The sequence below is a fragment of the Sphingopyxis sp. MC1 genome, assembly GCF_000371385.1.
Lineage (GTDB): Bacteria > Pseudomonadota > Alphaproteobacteria > Sphingomonadales > Sphingomonadaceae > Sphingopyxis > Sphingopyxis terrae.
In genome coordinates this window covers 571,491-593,645 of record NZ_AOUN01000003.1, presented here as the reverse complement: position 1 = coordinate 593,645, position 22,155 = coordinate 571,491, and the positions used below count along the sequence as shown (strand labels likewise).

Below are 22,155 nucleotides of genomic sequence, written 5' to 3'. Positions count from 1 at the left end.
GCAATTTCTTGCTGATTTTCATTATGCATTGGTCCGGAGATCGGAGCGAACAGAATATTAACCGCGCTGCAACGTCGCATTTCTGCGCCTTTTCCAAAAACACCGGCGAGAACAGTAAATAAGGTTGACGATAATAACTCCAAAATGGCTGCAATTTACATGTCGATCATTTGCGCAGGTTCTACGCGCCGTCGTTGACAGCCGCCGCAAAGCGGTTACCCAAAGGGCTAAGGGGGCCGCTCTCGACGTCGTCCCTCGATGATCCGGAACACGTTTAAGGGAGACGCAAGTGGCAAAGAAAGAGGCGAATGGTTCGGCCAAATCGAGCGGCGAACAAGCAGCGCCGGCAGCAGCCGTGACCGACATCGCGCCGCCTAGAGCGACCTATGGCCGGCTTAGTAGTAGCAATAAATACACGAAGGACTACATTCAGCTTTACAAGACGCAGAGATTTTTCGGCGACCTGAGTGCCGCATTTCCTTCTCTTGCCGATAATGGCTCGGCGACGATTCAGTGCTTGGGGAGCAACTTGCGGCCTTCGATGGCGCGATGCTGAGCGCTCCGAAGAGCCACCCCCCCAAGCCTGAATACCTCAACCGCAGGAGAAGCCTTTAGGTTCATGAGATCTGAGCGTGACCGTCTCGAAGGTGCTTTGACCTAGGCCGCCAAAACCCGGCGGACCGATTCCCACAGAAACCGTCGTCGCCGCGCTTGCAGTTCTGCGACATAGCCACGCCCCTCGCGCAATTCGATTATCCGGCGAAGGAGGCGATCCGTCGCGACATTGATATCGGCGCGACCATCATGGCACCGCCGCCAGCGTGCGAGTAGCAACGAAACGCCAATGGTATCGCATTCACAGGCTTCCTGCACGGAGTCCCACGCGCCCGCATAAATGAGTCCCGTGACTGCAAACGCCGGCGCCGTCATCTTGGCCGGGATATCGAGCGCTGCCAACACCTCGGCCAGATGGATCGGCTTCATCTTGAACCCCCCGGTCACGATGCGAGCGAAGTCCAGGTGGCGAGCAGGATCGTTGCCGCCGAACGACAGCCAGCGCCAGCTGCGGGGAAGGGTCAGGCCATGCTTGTAGGCCGCCATCATGATCAGCGGAATGTCGTGCACCATCCCCGCCCACGTCACGAGCTCGGCGTCTGGCCAGGTCTGCAGCAACTGGAACAGGCCGGCCACGATTGCGCGCTCGTCATGGTCCGGCTGGCTCAAGGTAACGAACTGCGCGATGTCCAGATTACCGTCGGCATGCTCGGTCAGCACCATGACAGACGCGGTGACGATGGTCTGGAACACCCAGCGCGGGCAAGTCAGCGGATCTTCGCTGCGGGTATAGCCGCGGCGCGCGGGCTGGTTGTTGTCGTTGCCGGGGCTATATCGCTCTGTGGCCTGGTAACGGCGATGACCGCTTTCATCGATGACGGCGGACTCGACGTCGAGCACGATATAGCTGCGCGGTCGGCGTTCAACGCCGATACGGGGTTCGTATTTCATAGAAATTTCCTTGGAATGCGCGGCAGGCTCGGCCTGCCGCGATGTTAAGTGGGTTGAGAATGTTGGGTGCCGGCACCGGCCCCGATTATTTGTCGCTGGCGCGCGGCTGGGACGTGTGCGTCTAGATCCGAGAGCGCGTCTCGGCGGCGACGTGTTCGATGCGAGCCAAGGCTCGACAATGTCCGACCGCGATGTCGGAGGGCGCTCCCGCCAGACACTCGAACGCGCCATCACTGCCGAGCCGGATCGTGACTTTCCCGCATTCCGACACGAGGATGACCGGCGCATTGCTGTCGCCCGACCAGGGTCGGCATCGAAAGATGTGGATCAAATGCTGGTTGCGCATAACTGCCAGATATTCACGCGGCCCGGACATGCCGACATGTGCCGAACCAGCATAAATAATGTCCTGGTCACACTCCATCGCGCGGAGAACCAGTTCACGCACGATGCACCCGTCGATCGCGCCGCCGGTGCCGAATTCGATTGACGGCGTTAGCTTGTGGTCCGCCGGGAAGCCCATTTCGTGGCGCAGAGCCCAGGCGTGTTTCTCCTGCTGCAGCGCCTGCATCATGGTGTCGTTCATGCTGTATTCCTTACTCTTGGGTGACGGCCGCTTTGGCCGGAGCCTTTTTCCGCTCTCTCACGGTGCTCAATCCCGCCGCATCGGCGGAGGCTTGCGCCTGCAGGCGCCAGCAATGGCCGCAGGCTGTTGATTTACCGGATTTTGAAAATTGGAGGCTAAGCGGCTGTGGGAACGGCGAGGTTGCGACCTCCTGTTCATGCGAGCGTTGTGGATTTGAACGCCCGCTGGCCTCGCTGCTCGCGCGACCTGAGCAGCGAGGCCGTCCCCTTACCGATAACGAGTGTGCCAGCTGAGTTGGGTCACGCGCGGCGTTGCGCGGAGTTCCGCATCGCGCGAAAGCCATAGAACCTCGGTCTCATGCGCAGCTTCGGCGATCTCGCGCCACCATACCTTCTCGCGCGCGTCCCAGCGATAGCCGTGCGCCTTGAGGAGATGGCGCTTGTCGAACGGCGCGCCCGTTGCCTCGATCCGCAGCGACGGCTGCGCTGCCCGCGCAAGCAGCTCCGCGATCAGCGGGCGCGCGCCGTCCGGACGATAGGTCAGCAGATGCGCGAGACTGATCACATCGGCGTCCGCCCGGTGCCCGGTGCTGAAGTGACCGATCTGCATGAGGAGGTGACCGAGTTTTGCGCCATCGAACCCATGCGCCGCCCAATCGATTTCGCGCATCGAACAGGCCCAGGCATGCCCCTTGATCCCGGGCAACAGGCGTTCAACAATGGGAGCATCATAGGCCGCGTTGTGCGCGACAATCAGGTCAGACCCGCCGAGCAGTGCTTCCCAGCGCGGCACATTCAGCGCCCGTCCCGCCACGTTGTCGTCAGATATGCCGGTCAGCCGCTGCACCTGGGCCGGGATCGGAATGCCGGGATCGCGGAGGCCGCGAAGCGCTGTCTCGATGGCGCGGATTTCACCGGCGTCGTCGACCAGCACCACGGCAGCAGCGATTTCGATGACCTCGGCGGTCTGGACATCGACCGAGGTCGTTTCGGTATCGACGATCGCAATGCGCCGCGTCCGTCCAATCGGCGGTCCGTCGTTCACAAGTTCGGCAATCGGCCGCACGCGCCGAAGGATGCAGACATCCGCGCACGACGCGCAGAGCCGCAGCGCCGCCTCGAACGAGGCGGCGTCGTTATCGATGGTCATGGATTTTCTCCTGTTTGCTACCCGCCGAGCGGAGGCGAGGCTTTTCCTCCCCTCTTCACCCGGCTGCAGGAGACGCGGTCGCGGCAGCTTTTCCATCCCGGTCACATGCGTGATCCGCCATAAGGCGATACAAGGCTTCAGTTCAGAGCAGATAGCACGCTGCGCCGATCATCCGAAGGCAGCGGGGCTGGCGCTCCGGGTCATTGCTCCGCTGCGTTCGTCCATCGAACGCAGCGGAGCAATTCGTCATTTTGCCTTGGAGATTACAACGAGCGGCTTTTTGACTGTGACGAAGCGGCGGATCATATCCTGAACCTTGGCAGCCGACACCGCTTGCAAGCCAGAAACTTCATCCGTCACCGACTGCTTCAACGCGGGATTGCGGAGAATAAGCGGAAGACGGCCGATCCAATATTCATTGTTTTCGAGCCGCTTCGTCGCGCTTTCGATCAAGGGCTGAAGCGCGCGCTCGAATTCGTCGTCGCTCACCGGCTTGGCAGCCATAGCGGCAAGTTCCTGATCGAGAATCGCGCGGAAAGCGGTAAAGTTCGCCTCGGGCGTCTCGATGGCCGCGCCGATATAGCCTTGTCCCGGCAATTGCAGCGAAGCGAGCGACGAGACCTGCGGCGAATATGTAATCCCGATCTTCTCGCGCACTGTATCGACGAGACGCGACTGGAGGATGGCCGACGCGACATCGGCGGTGTAGCTGAGCGCGGGGTCGGCCTGATAATCGGGCATCGGCCAATAGACGCCATAGAAGGCCTGATCGGCGCGGCCGCTGTGGGTCACGACATAAGGGGTGTTGCGCGCGGCAAGTGGTGCAATGTGCACATCGGTGCTTGCCGGACGATTCTCCACTTTGAGCGCGCCAAAGGTCTTCGCGGTCGCTGCAATTGCGTCATCAACGCTGATGTCCCCGACGATCGTCACGTCGGCCGGACCGGCGAGCGCGGGGCGCAGCAGCGTCACCACATCGTCGGCCTTGGTGGCTGAAAGGTCCGCCGGGGCAGGCAGCGAGGCGAAGCGCGTATCGCCCCCGGTCGTGACGCGATCGACTTCGAGGTTGAACATGGCACCGGCATTGGCCTCGACCTGTCCCGCAACCATTGGTGCGACCGCGGCTATCTTCTCGCCAAGCTCGGGCCGGAACCCCGGATCGCTGGCGAAGGCGGCGAGAAGTTCCATCTGACTCTCGAAATCGGCAGGACGGGTGGTGCCGGTCAGCGCAAAGCCGCCGCGATCAGCAGTGGCAGCGATGGCGATCGACTTGCCGCTCGTCTGCGCCCATTGGGTGACATCGCCGGTGGAGAGCTTGCCGGTCCCGCCGACCGAGAAAAGATCGACCGCCCAAAGGGCGCGCGCGAGTTCAGCGGGCGCGCCTTTGCGGCCGGCGCCGAACCAGGCAGCAACTCTGATCTTGCCTTCCTCGAACGGGGTGCGCTTGACGAGGAGGCGCGCGCCGTTGGCGAAGGTCACGAGCGTCGTGCCAAGCTGTTCATCCTCGCTCCGCGACAAGACCGTGCCGGCTTTGCCGAAATCCGTATAGGGCCAGACGATCGCGGCCTGTTGCGCCTGCGCCGCAAGCGGGCGGGCATAGGCCTGGGCAAGACCAGCGCTCAGGACCGGGACGGTAGCCGGTCCTGTTTGCGCGGACCGGAACAATATCGGTCCTTTGCCCACGAAGGCAGCGCGCAGCGCGGTGGTCGCTTCGTCGGCCGTCAGCTTGGAAAGGACATCCCTGACGAGCACCAGGTCTTGCGCCGGGCTGGTGAACAGGGCGCTTTCGTTCACGGTCTGGAGCAGCGTATCGGCGAGTTTGGCATTTTCGCGCGTCGCCGCCTGCGACGCCAGCGTCTCGAAATAGGTGCCAAGCACCGTCTTCGCACGTTCGAGTTCGGCCGCACCGATCCCTGTCTCGACGAGCCGGCGTTGCTCCTCGGCGACGGCATCGACCGCCTCGCGCCACTTGTCCGGCGCGCCGACGATCGCAATCTGGGTGAGCGATGCCGTGCCGACGAGAGCGGGAACCTGCGCCGCCTGTCCCGCGACGAACGGGCTTCCGGGCTTGGCAGCCCGGTCGGCGAGGCGATTGTTGAGCACCGTCAATCCGACAAGCTGGATGAAGCGCTCGCGCTCGACCGCTTCGGTAAACGCCCGACGATCAACCGGTCCGATCCAGCTCAGCGTCACAAGGTCTTGCGTGCCCGCTTCGACATGCTCGGCGGCCGATCCTTTGGGGGCGGGCGTGCCGAGATCGATATCGTCCCCGGTCCCTGCCGGTCGCCAGTCGGCGAAGCGCGCCTTGATCTCCGTCTCGACCTTTGCCGGGTCGATGTTGCCGACGACGATCAGCGTCGCATTGTCGGGACGATAGTTGGCGTTGTAATAGCGCCGCAAGCGCTCACCGGTCGCCGCCTTGATCGTCTCGATGGTGCCGATCGGCCAGCGTTGGACAGCGCGCGTTCCGGCGAGCGCATTGCCGAGGTTGGCCTTGAGAGCGCGATAAGGCGGCGTGTCGCGCAGCCGCTCTTCGGACAGGATCACACCCTTTTCGGCCTCGACGAGCGTGTCGTCGAGCTTGAGGCGTCCGCCAATCTCCCGGAACAGCATAAGCCCCGTGTCGAGCGAGGCAGCGTCGGCCTTGGGGAAGTTGAACATATACACCGTTTGCTCTTGCGACGTGGCGGCATTGGTGTCGGGACCGAACTGGAGTCCGAGGCGCTGCAACATGCGCACGACCTCGCCGTCGGGAACATTGGTGCTGCCGCGGAACGCCATATGTTCGAGGAAATGGGCAAGGCCGCGTTCCTCGTCGCGTTCCTCGATCGACCCCGAGCCGATCCGCATCCGCATCGCAACACCGTCAGCCGGCGTGGTGTTGCGCATGATCGCATAGCGCAGGCCGTTCGGAAGTGTTCCGAAGCGGACGGCGGGATCGGCTTGCCGACCCGTATAATCCTGGACCCATTTATCGTCCTGCCGCTGGGGAGCCTCGTCAGCGAATGCAGGCTGGCTCAGCAGCAGTAGTGCGGCGAGTGTCGCGCGGCTCATATATTTCATTCGGACGGTCCTTCGCTGGTGTCGCTTTGCTCCGGCAAAGCGGGTCGGGGGGCAAGTTGCTCTCTCGGGATTTCGTGAAGCTGGCCTGCGACCATCACGAGAATGCGCTCGGCAATCTCGATCGTTTCCTTGCGGTGCGCAATGATGATGCGGGTAATACCCATCGCGCCGATGGCGGCGTTGACGGCTTGCTCGTGCGCCGCGTCCAAATGCGCGGTGCCCTCGTCCATGACGAGGATTTTGGGCTGCCGGTAGAGCGCGCGTGCGAGCAGCACACGCTGCTTCTGACCGCCGGAAAGTGTCGAACCCATATCTCCGACCAGCGTTTCATATTGCATCGGCATTTTCGCGATATCATCATGGATCGACGCCGCAACGGCGGAGGCGACCACCCGCTCCATATCGACCGCCTCGTCGAACAGCGCGATATTGTCGGCGAGCGTGCCCGCGAACAGGCTATCTTCCTGCAAAACTGCCGCGACCTGGCCGTGGAAGCTCTTGTAGCCGAAGCGCGCGAGCGGAAGGCCATCGACGACGACATCGCCATTATCGGGCTCGACAAGTCCGAGCAGCAGCTTGACGAGCGTCGATTTGCCGCCGCCAGAAGGGCCGGTTATCGCGACATGCTCGCCGGGCTCGACGGTGAGATTGACGCCTTCGAGGACGAGCGGATCGCTCGGGGCGTATCGGTAAAAGACGTCCCGCAGTTCGATCCGGCCCTTAAGGGGCGTCTCGATGTCGGCGCTGGCACCGAAGCTCTTGTCTTCGTCAGACAAGGCTATGTCCGACAGGCGTTCAAGATGCAGCCCGAGCATCTTGAAGGCGATGCCTTGGTCGATCAGTGCCGCCGCCTTCTGAATGAACTGGGTCTTGTAAGCCATATAGGCGAAGACCATGCCGACGCTAAAGCCCGCGCCCTCGATCACGAAGCCGATCGCGAGCCAGATGGTGACGATATTCTCGATCCCGAAGATCAGGATATTCGCGGTTTGCTGCCAGATGGCAATGCGCGCGACGCGCACGTCGGCGTTCACGGCATCGGTGAGCCGCGTCTGCCAGAGGGCATGGCGCAAGGTCTCGCGGCCGAACAGGCGCAGCGTCGTCATCCCGCGCAGCGTTTCGATCAGCGTCGTCTGCTCCTTGCCACCGGTGATGATCGCGGCTTCCTGCGCTTCGCGTTCGAAGGCGAAGGAAACAAACCGGACCAGGCCGTAGAGCGCGAAGGCCACCAGCGCGACGAAGGCGAGCAGCGGGCTATACCAGACCATCAGCGCGAGCGTCAGAATCGCCATCCCGCCATCGACGATCGCGGCGACCGCGCCTTGGGTCAGCATATTCTGGATCGGAAGGATCGACTGGAAGCGCGAGAGGATATCGCCCGTGTGCCGCTTCTCGAACCAGTCGATCGGTAAGCGGAACAGGCGTCGCGCAATGTTCGAGGCAAGCCCGAACCCGAGCGACGTGCCCGCGACGAGCAGCACGAACGAACGCAGTAGCGTCGCGCCTACGTTGATCAGTGTGAACAGAGCGAAGCCGAGTGCGAGCACGGTCAGCAGGTCGTTGTCGAGCGCGGGCAGCGCATTGTCGATCGCGATCTGCATATAATAGGGCGAGGCGAGCACGAAGGCTTGCAGGACGAGGCTGAGCACGAGCACCTGTGCGAGCGCGCGCTTCATGCCCGTCATGCGCCGCCAGAGCTGCGACAGTTTGAGCCGTTCGCGCTGCTTGCCGGTCTCGAAGTTATCGCTCGGACGAAGCTCAAGCGCGACGCCGGTGAAGTGGTCGGACACCTCGGCCATCGGCATCCACCTCGAACGCCCGTCGGGGTTGTGTATCAGAGCCCGATCGCCCTTCACCCGTTCGAGCACGACATAATGGTTCATATCCCAATGCAGGATGCAAGGGACGTGGAGGTTGGCGAGTTGTTCAAGCGGCAGCTTAACCGCGCGCGGCGTCAGCCCGATCTTGTCGGCGATCCCGATCAGCGAACGGAGCGCTGCACCGCGCAAGCTCGGCGCGAAGCGGCGGCGCATGCTGCCAAGGTCGATGTCGAGGCCGTGGTAATTGGCGACCATCGTCAGTGATGCAAGGCCGCATTCGGCGATCTCGGTCTGGCGCACGAGGCGCACCCGCGCGCGGGTCAGGAATCCAAGATCGAGCATGATATTTGCCCCCGTGCCCAGCCTATCGCCGCTGCACGGCGAACAACGGCTCAAACAGCCATTCGAGGAGCGATTGCTTCTCGGTCACGATGCGGGCGGAAAGCGTCATTCCTGACACCAAGGGTTCATCGCGGCCGAATGCGGATACCGCCGCCCGGTCGAGCGCAACCATGACGGGGTAAACGGGGATCGTTGTCCCGCCCGGACCGTCTACGCCGATCGAACTCGTCGCGACGGTCAGCACCTTCCCCTTCACCGTCCCGAAACGCTGATAGGGAAAAGCATCGACCGACAGGCGCACCGTCTGCCCCGGCTTGACGAAGCCGATCGCGGCACTCGGCACCGCCAGTTCGGCGCGCAGCACCGACCCCGCCGGCACAATGGTCATCAGCGGAGTCTGGGTGCTGGCGGGCTGTCCAATGCGTGCGGTGAGCGCCGTGATCTTACCCGCGACAGGTGCGCGCAAGACATAGGCGCGCGATCCCGCCGTGGTCGCCGCTTGCTGGGCAACCTCGGCTCGGCTTGCCGCGATGCCGGCATGTTGCGCCTGCGCCTGCGCGCTCACCTGTGCCGCGCTACGTTCTGCTTCCGCTAGGGCGGACTGTTTCGTCGCGAGCGATTGGGTCAATTGCGACAAGCCTTGCCGCCGGGCGAGCAATGTCTCTTCGCGCACCTGCAAGTCGCGCTGACTGATGAAACCGCGCGCAGCGATTTTGCTGGCGCGGTCATAATCCTTCTGCGCGGATTCGATCAGGTCGCGTTGCAGGCCGATTTGCGATTGGAGCTGGGCGATCTCGGCGGTGAGGCCAGAACGCTGCGCAGCCAGCTGGCGAAGCTGAGCGTCCGACGCGGCATTGGCGGCAGTCATTTGCGCGGCAAGGCTGGCGTCCTGATTGGCAACGGCCGCCGCTATCTGCGCGGCCGTCGAAACGCCGCTCGCGCTGTCTTCCTCGGCGCGGATCGACGCGAGTTCGGCGCCTGCTTCGACCGTCTGTCCATCGCGGACCGATAAGGATGAAATGACGCCGCTGCGTGTTGGAAGGATCGTCGCAACGCCCTTGTCGGGCGTAATCGTGCCGGTGACGGTTTCGACACGCGAATAGCTCGCAAGCGACAGGAAGGCGACGGCAACCGCTACGCCGCCAAACAGCAGATAGCCGATGCTCTGCCACGGCACTGGCACCGCTATAGAAACGTCCCCCGAAAGATGTTCGGCTCGTTGGGATAGAACCTCTAGACGGAACAACGAAAAATCCCGAACCACCAATTCATGAAACAAAGAGGATTAAGTGCATCGAAGCATCTTGCGGCGATCAGGGGGCGAATAGCCTAAGAAATAAGTCTTTGAATGAAAAATGACAGAATGATGAGTCCAAAGCACAGCAATATATAATATTTGAAATTGGCGACCACGATATTTCCATCATTCAACTTTTCACTTTTTCCGGATCGCGGCAAGGCGGATATGGAGCAAATCAAGCCCAATACAAATATAGACCCTATGCTAACCATAATCCCCTTTATTAAGATGGGGCTCTCTACAGGGAGTTCCATTGGATAAACAAAAACCGAAAAAGCGGAAATCAAAAAAAGGAATAAAGCGTCAAACGACATGGGGTTAAATTCAAATCTCGAATTAAACTCCTGTGCGCGAAAGAAACTCTTTACAACTATTTTTGCCATACCAAGCTCCAAGCTATACTGGGAGTGGCGCAGCCACTCCCAGCTTCACGCAAATTATTCGCTCAGGGCCGCGAGCGCCGACCCAAGAGCCATAACGGCAGAGGTCGCACCATATACCGCAGCGGCGGTTCCCGTCACTCCGACAATTGCAGGAGCAGCCAGTACGAGCGCTGCGCCGCCGGTGATAGCTGCCCCCACGGCGAGTACTGTCGATACCGTGGCCTTGGCGCCATCGACCTGTTCGATCTCATCGAAGCTCAATTCCTGGATTTCGCCAGCGGGCGAAAACTGTGCCTGATCATTTACATAGGACATGCGCTGCTCCCTTTCGCAGTTGCACCGACAGGCAGTTCCCTGACGATGCCGTGGAGGCTAAGGGAGTCTCAAACCGAGTCAATAGAACATTTTAATCTACCCTCTATATTTACGCCATTTTGGATCGAATTTCCGTGGAGCTCTGAGCTTTTCGACGATCCCCGCACATCAATACGCGTTTCAAAAGCGCGAATTTCTCCAATCCAAGCGCGCGCTCAAATGCCAGCAGTTCGAGAGCATCGACTCGTCGTCCTCCGATTTCGATCATCGATATGAACTTTTGCCCGACCCCCATGCGCGCGCCCAATTCTGTTTGTGTGAGACCGGCATCGCGGCGAGCATCCTCTATGATTTTCGCGAGCGCCAGATAGGCGTCGCGCGAGACGATTTTTGACATGTTTTTTCCCCAGAGGAGCGACCCCGATTATCATTAACAGAAAATTAACAGCGACTGGAAGTCGGATAATGGCCGCTTCGCCCGATTCCACCGAGGGTTGACTTTGAAACACGCTATCGTCGACCTGTCTCAACATCTTCGTCGAACCGCGCCGCTGGTGGGGCGACCTTGGTCGAACAAGTCCAGCCCCATGGGATATCGACCGACGGGCGGCCGCAAAACTATTGCTTCTGGGGCGACTGGGGCGTTGAAGAGCCATGGCCCGAATGATGAGAACCGCAAGGATATTTAGGCTTGCTCTATCCGCCGGGGTCGTCCCCGTCGGTCAATCCTTCGATTGCACACCAACGGTTGTATGGGACGGCATCGGTTGCGAATAGTAATCGCGAAACATTCTGGGGATGTAGCCGATGATCGTCGTGGCGCGACGCCCTGTTTCCTAGCCATCGCTCAGTTGCAGAACACGCGGTCGCGGCCGCTTTTCCATCCCGGTCACATGCGTGAACCGTCAGAATGGGAAACGGACTTTTAAGTTCGATTGCCGATAAGCACGCGGACACCGAGGAGTTGGACGGCAAGTAATGACCATTGACCGCGGATCATTCGCACCGCTTTCGAGCGATCACGTCAGTCCCACGCTCAAAATGCTGGAGGCCGACCGGGAGAGTGATAACCCGCGCTATGCGATCCATGAGCCAGAAGCCGCTTGCACCAGTTGCCCCATCGCTGTGTGGTATCTGGAAGGGGACGATCTAGAGTGCTTCTGCCCAGCTCTTCATAGGGGTGTCTGGGGACTCAAAATTTCGGCGATCAAACTTTGCGACGCCCGCGAACAGGCAATCGCCGAGAGTAGAGCCACGGGACGAGCAGCAGCAATTCCTGAATGAGCCCCCCCCCCCCCCAATTAGCGGCTCTGGTCATAGCGCACGGTCAATGAGGTCCGGTTGTTTACCGCCCGAAATCTATGTCAGGCGGAAATGGGCGGAGGCCCTTTCTCGGCCCTTTAGGACCAGGCTTTCGTTCGCCCGACGAACCCAGCGCAATCAACGTATCCGGCATATCGAGGCGCCGTGAACGGCGCCATCGTGCATCGTGCTTCGCACGCGCTTCGGCCGCGGCGACCAGCATCAGTTCGTAGGGCGACAGGCTTTGCGGCGGCGTTGGAGGGCTACTGGACCGTTCAGCTGCAGAAGGACGTCCGTCCCCAGGAATTCCCGCGCTGCCCGTCGTTGATCGATCAGGTGTGACTGCAGACATTTCATTAGATGGTGCACGTGACGGCAAGGTTGTGGCGACCGGATTAAGTTGGGGTTGAGGTGGCATATTCGCCAGACGTTCTAGTGCCGCCTGGACCATGGGTTCTTCTTCCCAAGCTCTTACAAGGTCGCGAATTTGCGGCGGTGCGCTTTCAGTGACCGCCCACTTAGTTCCGACCTTGCGGATGCTGCCCGGTGACGACGCGCAATATTGAGAAATCTGGGAGATTTCACTACTCTGCCGCTGCAGAATTTCCTGAATATCACGCTCGAGTTCTGTCGGCAGGATTGCGGAGGGTTCAAGTCCATGGCGGCCAAGCATTGCGGGACGCCACACCGGCTTTCCGTCCTTGATCGCAATGTAGCGCCGCCTCAGGCGGAGCTCCTCCACGAAATCAATCCATGCTCGCTGGTGCTGCGCCTGTTGGGCCTCCGCTGCCGCTGCCGCTGCAATATCTGCAGCACGTCGACGATCATTGCGATGGCGCTCCGAGAGCGCCGCGCGGCGGGCATTGTCATCCATAGCCTGCACACGTGCGGCCTCGGAAGCATCGAGCCGCGATAAATCCAACTCAAGTCCGAGCTTGCCAGTCTGATATGGCGCAACTTTCGCCCCGAGCAAAACCGCGCGACCTGCTTCGTTGGCCGCAACTGCGGTAGCAGCCGCGGTGGCCAGCCGTTTCTGATCCAGCCGCCGCCGCAAAGCCCTAAGCTGCTCCACCGCTTGGTCCAGCCCTGTGCGGCGCGCTTCCAACAAATTCCGGTGCGCCATCATCCGTCTGATGGTGGCCGCGATGCTCTGCACGTCGGCGCGGCCCTTTGGCACGTAATGATCGGCCCGTGCCTGAATTGCCGTTCGAATACTGGCAGCGCCCGACGCAATGTCGCGGACGATTGCGACGTCCGGTAAGGGGCGGCGACGCGAGGGAATAGTGACGGCGCGAATACGTCTCGTAAGTTCGGCGAGCGTATCGCGCTGCGCGGCAAGATTGCGCCGTCTCGCCGCGATCTCGACGCTACGCGCCAGCAGCGCGGTTTCACGCTCGGCTAGGACAAGTTTTTTGGCGGTGCTGTCGGTCGCGACGCCCAACTCATTGAGCGTCACAATGCGAGCGTTGCTTTCGATCACCGCGACTGTTTCGCCGCGGTCAAATGCCGCCATGCGTTGCGGCCCCACCCGCTCCTGGCGCTGGGCATTCAAACCGCGCGCCTGATAGCTGAGATGCGTGAAGCGTGTTGCTAGGCCCGCGTGGCGACAGGCTTGATTCATATGCGCCGCGCAGAGTGCGCGCAGCCGGAACAGGCCCGCCTTGTCGGTAAGACCGTTGACCTTCTCCTCCGCGACGTCCCACTGATAGGATTCGGTGCGTTCGCAGGGCCGGGTCGAAAACACGATATGGGCGTGAACATTGCGCTGATCGCTCAATTCGTCCGGCACATGGAGAGCGGCAGCGTAGGCCAAACCGAGCCGACCAAAAGTTCGTTCGCAGAACTCGTATACGAACGAACGGCGCTGCCCGGCACTCAGTTCATGCGGCAAGTTCAGCACCACACGATACTGGACCTTGGCGTTGGCCCGATAGCCTTCCTCGACGGCCTCCAGCATGCGCCAGGCCGCTTCGATTTCTTCGACGCTCTCACCCATGTTGCTGATCGGATGGGCCAACTGAACATCGCCCTCTTCGAGCGACCCATCGCGAAAAATATACTCAACGTGGGTTGCGGCAAGGCCGGAACGCCAACCCTTCGAGTTGAAGCCCTTGTAGGTGACGTTCATATAAAGCGCGACACGGCCGCGAGCATCGATCAGCGGGGTTTGATATCGACGTAGCGGGCGAGCAGCGGAAGGCGCCATTTTCGATCTGCTGATTTTACGGTCGGATGCCGATCTGAATGGCGGGCTTTGCATCTTTACCCGAAACGTGCGCCCCCAACCCGGTGCAATGCTTTCGGCAAGCTCGCGCTGCAACGCTCGGTCAGCGATGGCGTAAGCTCTTTCGGCCCCGGCCTCGCGCCTGCGCCGCATCGTGGCAACGCGATTGATCGCGCCTGCGATCGTGCGGTCCGCTGCCATCAATCGGCGCGCGGTGCGGTTCGGCGCCATGAGCATGGCGAAGGCCCGCGCATCGGCTTGGGCCATTACGCCATCTTCGCCGATCAACTGCATGCTTTGCGCCATTTTGCTCACTTGAAAGAGGGGGGTGGGACGAAAGCCATGGGCCTGTTGACCCCGGTCAACGTTTCTTTCGCACTCCCACCCCCCTACTTCTCTTCCTGTGCTCAATTTCGATCTGTCACTCCGCGGCCACTTCTTCGGCGGGGAGCACTCCATTCGGATGCTGAACATCCGGGAATTATGTTGAGTGAGCACGTCAACAATTGCGCAGTCATGGCCGATCTCCGGCGCAGCGATTTCATAGCGGATGCGAGTGCCCCCCGCTGAGCGGCGGCGTTGCACTATCCATACCCCTCCCGTTCGATCACGAACGAGGAGAAATGACTTGGATTATGACCGCGAAGAGATGCGCCGCCGGCGCGAGTATGAGGAAGCACTCGCCGCCCAGAAGAAGCTGGAGGAAAAGCTCGCGAGCTTAAAGCGCGCCGCCCGGACGGCCAAGGGGCGCCTGCTCTCGTCTACCACGAAGAGTGAGACATGGCACCGGATGTCGCTTGCCTGGCTCGATCGAGAGGCGGGCTATAACGGGGAAATGGCATCAGCGCGCGTGTACCTGCGTGGGCTTCCGTTCCAAGACTATGTGCAGGCGCTTGCGCCGTTCGCCGAAGGGATGCCGGGAGCCTCCAACCTCGCGATCGAGGTTGCCGCGGTTGCGGCAAACCTCTCCGACTGGACCGTCAAGGGCGACACGTTTCTTCTTGAGCGCGCTAGGCGCGACTATGCGTCAGAGAACGCATCGTTCGCGGCTTGGCAGCGCGAGCATCCCGAGCATGAAACCTGGCGTAAGAAGCCGCCGACCCGCGGCCAGGGCTTTCTCATCACGCGCATCACCGCGGCGCAAGATGTCGAACCGCCGGTTCGGATGAATCGCGGCGAGGCGCATGATTGGATTGCCAGGCACGGCGGCAACCCGCGGCTCGCCGACGAGGTGCTGCCTTCGGCGACAAGCCTGAACCCGACCGACCAGAATGACGACGATGCTGGCGCGCCGGTCCTTGGCGAAGAGACGGTGTGATGACGGATATCCTTGACCAGCCCCGCGACATCAGCGTCGGCGACCGTTACCAGCGGTTCAGCGACTACGCCCACCTCGTCGAGATTATCGAGATCGAAATCGAGGTCATCCAGCGAGCCGAAGCCGAACTGGAAACCAACCAACAAGATGCGTCTAAGATTTGGGACTACATCGCGACGCATGCTGCCAATCTTGAAGCCTTGCTCGGGGCGCAGGAGCAATGGCTTGCAGATCAAGACGCGATCATCGGACAGGAGCTGAAAGCCCTGCGCGCCGAAATCCGGAATTTACCTTCTCTGCTCCATATAGACGGAGAATCGAGCACCACATGAGCTATATCTCCGACCTCATAAACAACGTGCAGCAGGCGGGCATCGACCCCGCGATTGATGCCGGCTGCGCCGTGCGTCGCGGTTGGGACTATTGGGAGCCGCTTCGGCGAGGTGGTGACAGATCGGCCCCGTTTGCTTCGAGCCGAGCTATCATGAACGCAACCACCAAACCTGATACAGACGGGACAGGCATGGCCCGTATAGCTCATCGCCATCTGCTCGATGACTCGCAACTGCCGCCTAACATGCTGCCCATCTTGGACGTGGGCATGACCGTCCAGGAACTGCTCGCTGGCATATGGCGGCAAAGCCTCGTCCGGCCAAGCGACGCGGGCGATCCGATCGGTGACAATCCGTATCTCGTTTCAAACTGCCATGGCATCTGCCCGTCATCGCGCTATTTGATGACTCTGATCGGTCACCCACCCCGTGATCTCGCCCTATGGTTTGATGAGCTGCGTCGGCACGACCCCGACTTGTTCCGGCTGGTTCTGGCCAAGAACTTCAAAGCGGCACTCACATATGACCCTGACATTGTCAGTTACCCTTGGCCCAAAATGGTGCGCAAGATGTGGCGTGATGAGGAAGCTGATTATCTCCCTCCATTCCATACAGCCGTTTTGTATGCGGAGCTGGCCCGCACGGCCATGAACCATGCCGGCCTCGTCGAGTGTGCGTTCGATGGCGAAACCGAACTCACCACCAAGAAGCTGCTCGACCGCGTCGGCACCAGTTTCGGACCGGGGAAGACGGTCGCCGCCAGTCGCGCCATCAGCTACGCCCCGTTCCAAACGCTGGCACTCGGGCTGCCAGATAGCATTATCGAGGCTGAAGACATCCCAGCCATGGAGGCGTGGGTGCAGACAGCAGCGTCGCATATTGCGCTCGTCGCAGGCGAGCTAGAGGGCATCGATATTGCACCCTCAACGGAAGTTGAGGCGAATTCCCTGCGCGCCGGTTTTGCAGCGCACCCGCAATTTCTGCCCGAACCCCGCAAGGGGAAAGGAAGCTCGATCCAACCGCGGCGAACCAGCATATTCTGGGGGGTCGCCTGGCGGCTTAACGCCGCGGTGCGGCTGCTCGAGATAGCCGAAACCGCCCGCGAATGGAATCGGTGTTACCGACCTTCCGGCCCCCAATTGCCCGTTGCGACTAACTTCCGTAAGGCGAACCCCGTGGCCCGCGCCATCACAGCCATCCGGTTCCGCTGGACCGCCGAAGCGAGTCGGCCCGCCGCCAAGGCATTGCTGGGCGAGGTTCTGTCGAAGGCAGAAAAGAAGGAGTTTCGGTTTGAGGAGTGGCTCCCCAAGCAGATCGAGCCGTTGACGATTGACAACCATTTAGGCGCCAAGTCTGGTCTTTCGCTTCAAGAGAAAGCTCTCGCGGAGATAGGCGGGCTGCCGAAACCCGGCGAGCTCGGTTATTCTGCGCGCAGTCAGGCGCATCTGTGGCTCGATGATGTCGGCGACGATATCGCACAGTATCTTAAGCTTGAGAAAGTGGCTGTGCGCGAACACAGCAAAGCGCTGCACGGCAATTCGCTTCCCTTACGGCAACGCCCCTCAGGGACACCACCAGAAATCTTGGCCAAGCTCGCCAAACAACACGGGATCAAGGCGCATCACGGAGCAATTGGCCACAATCGAAAATCGCCGCTTCCGGGATCTCTGATTGGAATGACGCCTTTTACCGCGGCCTCTATGGGCGCTCAGTTTGAAGGGCAGCGCGTATCGCCACTATCAACGGATCCAATGTGGGCGCGACTACTCCGCACGAAGAAGAAGCCGTAACAGTCTGGGTGCCGCTCTAATCGGCGGCAGCTAGCCATACAGCATCCGCGATCAGCGAAGCACTTGCGCCAGATTCGCGAGTGCCCCCCGCTGAGCCAGAACCTTGACATCGGCACGACCGACGCATGGGTCAGTCTTCTTCCTCTTCTCACCAACCATCGGCCACGACGCAGTCGTTGTCTTCGATGGCTGCCGCGCGAACAAAAAGCACAGAGAGGCTTGTCACGACGGCCCTCGGCGATTCATGGTCAACATTGGATGCCGAGGTCGCACTGATCGACCGGCTGTTCGGGTGCGAGATTGCCGCCCTGTTCGAAAGGGAATGAATCATGATAGCAGCAGGGGCATCGTTCGAGGGCAAGCGCGTCGTCGTCTATGCGAGGGTATCGACCACGCGGCAGCAGAAGAACGACATCTCGCTCCCCGATCAGATCGCGACCGCCGATCGCTGGATTGAGGAAAATGGGGCAACGCGGGTGCGCGTTTTCTCCGAGGCCGGCAGCGCCATCACGGACGAGCGTCGTGCCTTCCGCGAAATGATTGCGATGGTCGATAGCGAGGGCCGGCCGGCAGATATCGTCCTCGTTCACTCCTTGTCGCGCGGCTTCCGAAATGCGACCGACTTCATGCTATATCGCGAACGCCTGAAGCGCCGCGGCGTCAGGATCCTCTCGATCGCCCAGAACTTCGGAGACGACCCCGCCTCCGATATGGCCATTGCGATGATGGCGATATTTGATGAATATCAATCTGCGGAGAATCCCAAGTGACCGGCCCCCACTGAGTGGCCCGGACGGAATGTTGGTGCAATGACGCCATCATCGCCAGTGCTGGCCACAGGTGAAACGAAGCGGAACCGGAGGGCGATACTGGATGCCGAAGTCGCACTAATCGACCGGCTTTTCGGCGGCGAATTCGCCGCCCTGCTCGAAAGGAAATGAGCCATGGTAGCGGCAGGGACATCGTTTGAGGGCAAGCGGGTCGTCGTTTATGCCCGTGTGTCGACCACGCGGCAGGAGAAGAACGATATTTCGCTCCCCGATCAGATCGCGACCGCCGATCGCTGGATTGAGGAAAATGGGGCAACGCGGGTGCGGGTCTTCTCCGAGTCCGGCAGTGCCACCACGGACGAGCGTCGCGCCTTCCGCGAAATGATTGCGATGGTCGATAGCGAGGGCCGGCCGGCAGATATCGTCCTCGTTCACTCCTTGTCGCGCGGCTTCCGAAATGCGCTCGACTTCATGCAATATCGCGAGCGCCTGAAGCGCCGCGGCGTAAGAATCCTCTCGATCACCCAGAACTTCGGAGACGACCCCGCCTCCGATATGGCCGTTGCGATGTTGGCGATATTTGACGAATATCATTCAGCCGAGAACGCCAAGCATGTGCGCCGCGCAATGCTCGCCAATGCGGTGCGGGGCTACTGGAACGGTCAGACGCCACCGCTCGGCTTCCGGACGTTCGTTGTGCCGCAGGACGGGGGCAAGGACCGCAAGAGGCTCGAGCATGACCCCGAAACAGTCGATCTCATTCGGTGGATCTTTGACACCTATCACAATGGCACTCCAGAAGGTCCGATCGGCCTCACGGTGCTGGCACAGTTGCTCAACGATCGTGGCGAGCGGCTGCGGGGGAAGCGCTTTAGTGTCTCTAACGTCCACGGAATTCTCACGAACACCGCCTACATCGGTTACGTCCTCTTCAACCGACGCAATTCGCGCACAGGCGAAGCCCGGCCCGAGAACGAATGGGTGCCGATCCCGGTGCCTCCAGTCGTCAGCGAGGACGTATTCTACGCCGTCCGCAAACAGATGGCCGATCGCGATCCTCGCATGGGAGAGGCCGCGGTCAAGACCAATACCAATCTTCTAACCGAGCGCGCCACGTGCGGCTGCGGTGGCGATGGCTGCGGCGCCGGGATGATGACCAGCACCGGCAAGTCCGGTCGGTATCGCTATTACGCATGTTCGGCGCGCGTGAAACAGGGGCCCGACGCCTGCCCAGGCCGCCGCATTCCGATGGAAGCGCTCGATGACATTGTAGTCAACGCGGTGTCCGAGCATCTGACTCAACCTGAGCGACTGAGCGCTTTGCTCCAGACGTGGCTCGATCGCTCAGCGACAGCAGTCGCTGAGCGTGAGACCGACCTCAAGCGTCTTCGCGCTCGGTTGACCCAGCTTGAGGGCGAGAGTGCCCGAGTCATCAAGCTCGTGCGCAACGAGGTTCTCAGCCCCGATGACCCACAGGTTGCGACCGAGTTGGCCAATATCCGCGCTCAGCGCGTCAGCGCGAAAGCTGACATTGTCGTGCTCGAACGCCAACTGGACGCGAGCGATCGCCGGATAACGCCTGCTGTGGTTGCAGAGTTTGGCGAGTTGCTGAATCGCAAGCTACGCGGCCCCGACAAAAAGGTGCGTCGAGAATACGTCCACCTGCTGGTGGACCAAGTGGAGGTCGGTGATCGTGAAATCCGCATCATGGGGCGAAACGCTGCTCTCGAGCGCGCAGTGATCGCTTCGCAGACGCCTACGGCCCCAGTGCCCAAAGCTGAACGGAAATGGTGCACCCGACAGGATTCGAACCTGTGACCTCTGCCTTCGGAGGGCAGCGCTCTATCCAGCTGAGCTACGGGTGCCGGTAGAGCGCGGCCTCTAGCAAGAGCTTCGCTTGCCAGCAATGGCCTATCGACCGCGCGGCGCGGATATGCGAAGCGGCGTCGGGGTCGCGATGCGGCGGCCGCTGCGGGGACGGTGATGGCGGATACGAACCAGGGCTGGCCGATGGCCGCCGATCTTTATGGCGAACTGCAACTCGAAACGACGCCGCCGGCCGCGCGGCGGTGGCACGATTATTTCCCCGGCGCCTTTGCGACCGCGATCGCGGCGCTCGCCGCTGCGTGGCTCGCCGATCATTATGGCGCCCCGCTTGTTCTGATGGGGCTGCTCATCGGCCTCGCGATGAGTTTTCTGTCGCAGGACAAGCGCACCCACGCCGGGCTCGACCTGATGTCGCAGACCGCGCTGCGGATCGGCATTGTCCTCGTCGGCGCCCGGATTACCGCCGAACAGCTCGTCGAACTGGGGCCGCTTCCCTTTGCGCTGCTCGTCGTCATCATGCTCGCGGTCATCCTGATCACCGTCGCGAGCGCGCGACTGTTCCGGCAGGACAGTCACGCCGCGCTGCTCGCGGGCGGCGCGACCGCCATCTGCGGCGCGTCGGCGGCGCTCGCGCTCTATTCGCTGATCGGTGACAAGCGCATCGACCAGGCGCGCTTCACGCTGACGCTGGTCGGCATCACGGTCGCGAGCGCGCTGGCCATGTCGCTCTATCCCATTCTCGCCGCCGAAATCGGTCTGACCGACACGCAGGCCGGCTTTCTGATCGGCGCGTCGATCCATGACGTCGCGCAGGCGATCGGCGGCGGCTTTTCCTTTTCGCCGCAAGCGGGAGAGGTCGCGACGATCGTCAAGCTGACCCGCGTCGCGCTGCTCGCCCCCATGCTGATGCTCGTCGCCGTGTGGCTCGGCCGCGCCGGCGATGCGCCCGCCGGAAAGCGCAAGATCCCGCTGCGCCTGCCGTGGTTCATCACCGGCTTTCTGCTGATCGCCGCGATCAATTCGATCGTCGCGATTCCGAAGCCGGTGCAGGGCGCGGCGGCGACCGGGGCGCAGGCGCTGCTGCTGCTCGCGATCGTCGCGACGGCGATGAAGGCACGGCTTGCGCTGCTGCTCGATCAGGGGTGGCGCAGCTTCGCGCCGATCATCGTCGCAACGCTGACCAGCTTTCTGCTGTCGCTTGCCGCCGCCGTCAGCCTGTGACGCCGTGACGTCACGGCGGTGTAGCTGAGGCTCAGCCTTTCGGGAGCGCCCAGCTAACGGTCAATTGCGTCGCGCGGCGCGGAATATCGAGCTTCGCCTCGCTGAAATTGACCTTTTCGTTGGGCGGCAGCATCCGTACCGGCGGCTTGATCGTCCAGCTATAGACGATCGTTCCCTGCGCATCGCGCAGTTCGGCGAGGATCGGCGGTACGCGCTGTTCGCGATCGGTCGGGTTGATGATGACCCCGCTCGCCGCGAAATAGATGGTGCCGTCGGGCAGTTCGCGGTGATCCTGGTTGGGCGGCAGCTCGATCACCAGATCGGGCTCGCCCGTCATCCCCGGAATGCCTAGACCCTGCGCCCAGCCGGGCAGGCCGAACCAGTACAACGCCCCGGTCGCGCCGATCATCAGCAGCGCGGCGGCAGCGGCAATCATCGTCCAGCGCTTGGCGGGATTGCGCCGGGCGCGGCGGAAGGGCAGCGGCGGCTCGGCCTCGCTGGCCGGAATGACGCGCGGCTCGGCCTCGGTCACCGCAAAGGCCTGCGGCGGCGGCGGCGCGGACTCTTCGACCACTGGCGGCGCGGCCGGTTCGCGATCGACTGCGGGCGCGGCGTATACAGACGAGGGGGCGGACGGCGCGGGCTCGGGCGCCGAAACCGGCTCCGGGTCCGGCGGCGCTGCAGGCACGGGCGCCGCCGGGACCGCTGCAGCGGGTTCCTGGAACCAGCTATGGCGGCAACTGGCACAGCGCACCGTTCGGCCATTGGGTCCGATCGCCGTGTCGGGGACGACATAGCGCGTATGGCAGGACGGGCAGGACAGGATCATGGGGTCTCTCTAAACACGCTGATTCGCGGTGTTGCAAGCGCCGCGTGCGCCGGGTGTGCCGGCAAGGCATGGCGGGCG

At 61.7% G+C, this 22,155-nt stretch carries 19 protein-coding genes and 1 tRNA gene; 9 read left to right on the top strand and 11 right to left on the bottom strand.

What is annotated here, in order from left to right:
- Nucleotides 1–289 precede the first annotated feature (289 nt).
- Nucleotides 290–556, top strand: a complete 267-nt coding sequence (locus EBMC1_RS18330; protein WP_156001005.1) for a hypothetical protein — start codon at nt 290–292, stop codon at nt 554–556.
- 101 nt (nt 557–657) lie between these two features.
- Here EBMC1_RS18330 and EBMC1_RS06730 read toward each other — a convergent pair whose 3' ends face one another.
- From EBMC1_RS06730 to EBMC1_RS06690, 8 genes are all read right to left on the bottom strand, one after another.
- On the bottom strand, nt 658–1,506 hold the full coding sequence (locus tag EBMC1_RS06730; RefSeq protein WP_003042464.1) for a hypothetical protein: 849 nt from the start codon (nt 1,504–1,506) through the stop codon (nt 658–660).
- 121 nt (nt 1,507–1,627) lie between these two features.
- Nucleotides 1,628–2,092, bottom strand: coding sequence for a hypothetical protein (locus tag EBMC1_RS06725; RefSeq protein WP_003042461.1), 465 nt, complete (start codon nt 2,090–2,092; stop codon nt 1,628–1,630).
- Nucleotides 2,093–2,359: 267 nt separating this feature from the next.
- Nucleotides 2,360–3,241, bottom strand: a complete 882-nt coding sequence (locus tag EBMC1_RS06720; RefSeq protein ID WP_003042459.1) for a 3'-5' exonuclease — start codon at nt 3,239–3,241, stop codon at nt 2,360–2,362.
- Between the two features lie 246 nt (nt 3,242–3,487).
- On the bottom strand, nt 3,488–6,304 hold the full coding sequence (locus EBMC1_RS06715; RefSeq protein WP_003042456.1) for a M16 family metallopeptidase: 2,817 nt from the start codon (nt 6,302–6,304) through the stop codon (nt 3,488–3,490).
- Nucleotides 6,301–8,466, bottom strand: coding sequence for a peptidase domain-containing ABC transporter (locus EBMC1_RS06710; protein ID WP_003042454.1), 2,166 nt, complete (start codon nt 8,464–8,466; stop codon nt 6,301–6,303). The genes EBMC1_RS06715 and EBMC1_RS06710 overlap by 4 nt, the downstream gene beginning before the upstream one ends.
- A gap of 22 nt (nt 8,467–8,488) precedes the next feature.
- On the bottom strand, nt 8,489–9,643 hold the full coding sequence (locus EBMC1_RS06705) for an HlyD family secretion protein (protein WP_003042451.1): 1,155 nt from the start codon (nt 9,641–9,643) through the stop codon (nt 8,489–8,491).
- 560 nt (nt 9,644–10,203) lie between these two features.
- On the bottom strand, nt 10,204–10,464 hold the full coding sequence (locus EBMC1_RS06695; protein ID WP_003042449.1) for a hypothetical protein: 261 nt from the start codon (nt 10,462–10,464) through the stop codon (nt 10,204–10,206).
- 109 nt (nt 10,465–10,573) lie between these two features.
- Entirely contained in the window at nt 10,574–10,861 is a 288-nt protein-coding gene (locus EBMC1_RS06690; RefSeq protein WP_003042447.1) for a helix-turn-helix domain-containing protein, read from the bottom strand.
- A gap of 581 nt (nt 10,862–11,442) precedes the next feature.
- On the opposite strand from EBMC1_RS06690, the gene EBMC1_RS18325 reads away from it, so the two are divergent.
- Entirely contained in the window at nt 11,443–11,748 is a 306-nt protein-coding gene (locus EBMC1_RS18325; protein WP_156000999.1) for a hypothetical protein, read from the top strand.
- Nucleotides 11,749–11,809: 61 nt separating this feature from the next.
- Here the strand turns inward: EBMC1_RS18325 and EBMC1_RS06685 are convergent, their stop codons facing one another.
- Nucleotides 11,810–14,284: a MobA/MobL family protein gene (locus EBMC1_RS06685; protein ID WP_040589534.1), complete on the bottom strand. Its 2,475-nt coding sequence runs from the start codon at nt 14,282–14,284 to the stop codon at nt 11,810–11,812.
- A gap of 334 nt (nt 14,285–14,618) precedes the next feature.
- Between EBMC1_RS06685 and EBMC1_RS06680 the strand changes: the two genes are divergently transcribed.
- From EBMC1_RS06680 to EBMC1_RS18060, 6 genes are all read left to right on the top strand, one after another.
- A complete protein-coding gene (locus EBMC1_RS06680; RefSeq protein WP_003042443.1) occupies nt 14,619–15,308 on the top strand; it encodes a hypothetical protein in 690 nt (229 codons plus the stop codon).
- On the top strand, nt 15,308–15,640 hold the full coding sequence (locus EBMC1_RS06675; protein ID WP_003042439.1) for a hypothetical protein: 333 nt from the start codon (nt 15,308–15,310) through the stop codon (nt 15,638–15,640). Before EBMC1_RS06680 ends, EBMC1_RS06675 begins: the two co-directional genes overlap by 1 nt.
- On the top strand, nt 15,637–17,430 hold the full coding sequence (locus EBMC1_RS17775; protein WP_003042436.1) for a hypothetical protein: 1,794 nt from the start codon (nt 15,637–15,639) through the stop codon (nt 17,428–17,430). The genes EBMC1_RS06675 and EBMC1_RS17775 overlap by 4 nt, the downstream gene beginning before the upstream one ends.
- A 125-nt stretch (nt 17,431–17,555) precedes the next feature.
- Complete coding sequence (locus tag EBMC1_RS18320; RefSeq protein WP_156000995.1) at nt 17,556–17,756, top strand: hypothetical protein; 201 nt, start codon at nt 17,556–17,558, stop codon at nt 17,754–17,756.
- Between the two features lie 3 nt (nt 17,757–17,759).
- Nucleotides 17,760–18,200 carry a recombinase family protein gene (locus tag EBMC1_RS06660; protein ID WP_003042433.1) on the top strand — a complete coding sequence of 147 codons (441 nt, stop codon included), beginning with the start codon at nt 17,760–17,762 and terminating at the stop codon, nt 18,198–18,200.
- A gap of 174 nt (nt 18,201–18,374) precedes the next feature.
- Entirely contained in the window at nt 18,375–20,018 is a 1,644-nt protein-coding gene (locus tag EBMC1_RS18060; RefSeq protein ID WP_003042430.1) for a recombinase family protein, read from the top strand.
- Here EBMC1_RS18060 and EBMC1_RS06645 read toward each other — a convergent pair.
- Nucleotides 19,989–20,065 (bottom strand) — tRNA-Arg (locus tag EBMC1_RS06645). The two genes, EBMC1_RS18060 and EBMC1_RS06645, sit on opposite strands and share 30 nt — an antisense overlap.
- A 118-nt stretch (nt 20,066–20,183) precedes the next feature.
- On the opposite strand from EBMC1_RS06645, the gene EBMC1_RS06640 reads away from it, so the two are divergent.
- Entirely contained in the window at nt 20,184–21,248 is a 1,065-nt protein-coding gene (locus EBMC1_RS06640; protein ID WP_003042427.1) for a YeiH family protein, read from the top strand.
- 31 nt (nt 21,249–21,279) lie between these two features.
- Here EBMC1_RS06640 and EBMC1_RS06635 read toward each other — a convergent pair whose 3' ends face one another.
- Nucleotides 21,280–22,077 (bottom strand): zinc-ribbon domain-containing protein, encoded by a 798-nt coding sequence (locus tag EBMC1_RS06635; protein ID WP_003042424.1) that lies wholly within the window; start codon nt 22,075–22,077, stop codon nt 21,280–21,282.
- Nucleotides 22,078–22,155: the final 78 nt, after the last annotated feature.

What these genes read in the sequence shown, in the direction of transcription:
- EBMC1_RS06725 (WP_003042461.1), bottom strand. Translation starts at nt 2,092, where the DNA reads ATGAACGACACCATGATGCAGGCGCTGCAGCAGGAGAAACACGCCTGG.
- EBMC1_RS06695 (WP_003042449.1), bottom strand. Translation starts at nt 10,464, where the DNA reads ATGTCCTATGTAAATGATCAGGCACAGTTTTCGCCCGCTGGCGAAATC.
- EBMC1_RS06715 (WP_003042456.1), bottom strand. Translation starts at nt 6,304, where the DNA reads ATGAAATATATGAGCCGCGCGACACTCGCCGCACTACTGCTGCTGAGC.
- EBMC1_RS06660 (WP_003042433.1), top strand. Translation starts at nt 17,760, where the DNA reads ATGATAGCAGCAGGGGCATCGTTCGAGGGCAAGCGCGTCGTCGTCTAT.
- EBMC1_RS18320 (WP_156000995.1), top strand. Translation starts at nt 17,556, where the DNA reads ATGGGTCAGTCTTCTTCCTCTTCTCACCAACCATCGGCCACGACGCAG.
- EBMC1_RS17775 (WP_003042436.1), top strand. Translation starts at nt 15,637, where the DNA reads ATGAGCTATATCTCCGACCTCATAAACAACGTGCAGCAGGCGGGCATC.
- EBMC1_RS06635 (WP_003042424.1), bottom strand. Translation starts at nt 22,077, where the DNA reads ATGATCCTGTCCTGCCCGTCCTGCCATACGCGCTATGTCGTCCCCGAC.
- EBMC1_RS06640 (WP_003042427.1), top strand. Translation starts at nt 20,184, where the DNA reads ATGGCGGATACGAACCAGGGCTGGCCGATGGCCGCCGATCTTTATGGC.
- EBMC1_RS06690 (WP_003042447.1), bottom strand. Translation starts at nt 10,861, where the DNA reads ATGTCAAAAATCGTCTCGCGCGACGCCTATCTGGCGCTCGCGAAAATC.
- EBMC1_RS06720 (WP_003042459.1), bottom strand. Translation starts at nt 3,241, where the DNA reads ATGACCATCGATAACGACGCCGCCTCGTTCGAGGCGGCGCTGCGGCTC.
- EBMC1_RS18325 (WP_156000999.1), top strand. Translation starts at nt 11,443, where the DNA reads ATGACCATTGACCGCGGATCATTCGCACCGCTTTCGAGCGATCACGTC.
- EBMC1_RS06685 (WP_040589534.1), bottom strand. Translation starts at nt 14,284, where the DNA reads ATGCAGTTGATCGGCGAAGATGGCGTAATGGCCCAAGCCGATGCGCGG.
- EBMC1_RS18060 (WP_003042430.1), top strand. Translation starts at nt 18,375, where the DNA reads ATGGTAGCGGCAGGGACATCGTTTGAGGGCAAGCGGGTCGTCGTTTAT.
- EBMC1_RS06730 (WP_003042464.1), bottom strand. Translation starts at nt 1,506, where the DNA reads ATGAAATACGAACCCCGTATCGGCGTTGAACGCCGACCGCGCAGCTAT.
- EBMC1_RS06675 (WP_003042439.1), top strand. Translation starts at nt 15,308, where the DNA reads ATGACGGATATCCTTGACCAGCCCCGCGACATCAGCGTCGGCGACCGT.
- EBMC1_RS06710 (WP_003042454.1), bottom strand. Translation starts at nt 8,466, where the DNA reads ATGCTCGATCTTGGATTCCTGACCCGCGCGCGGGTGCGCCTCGTGCGC.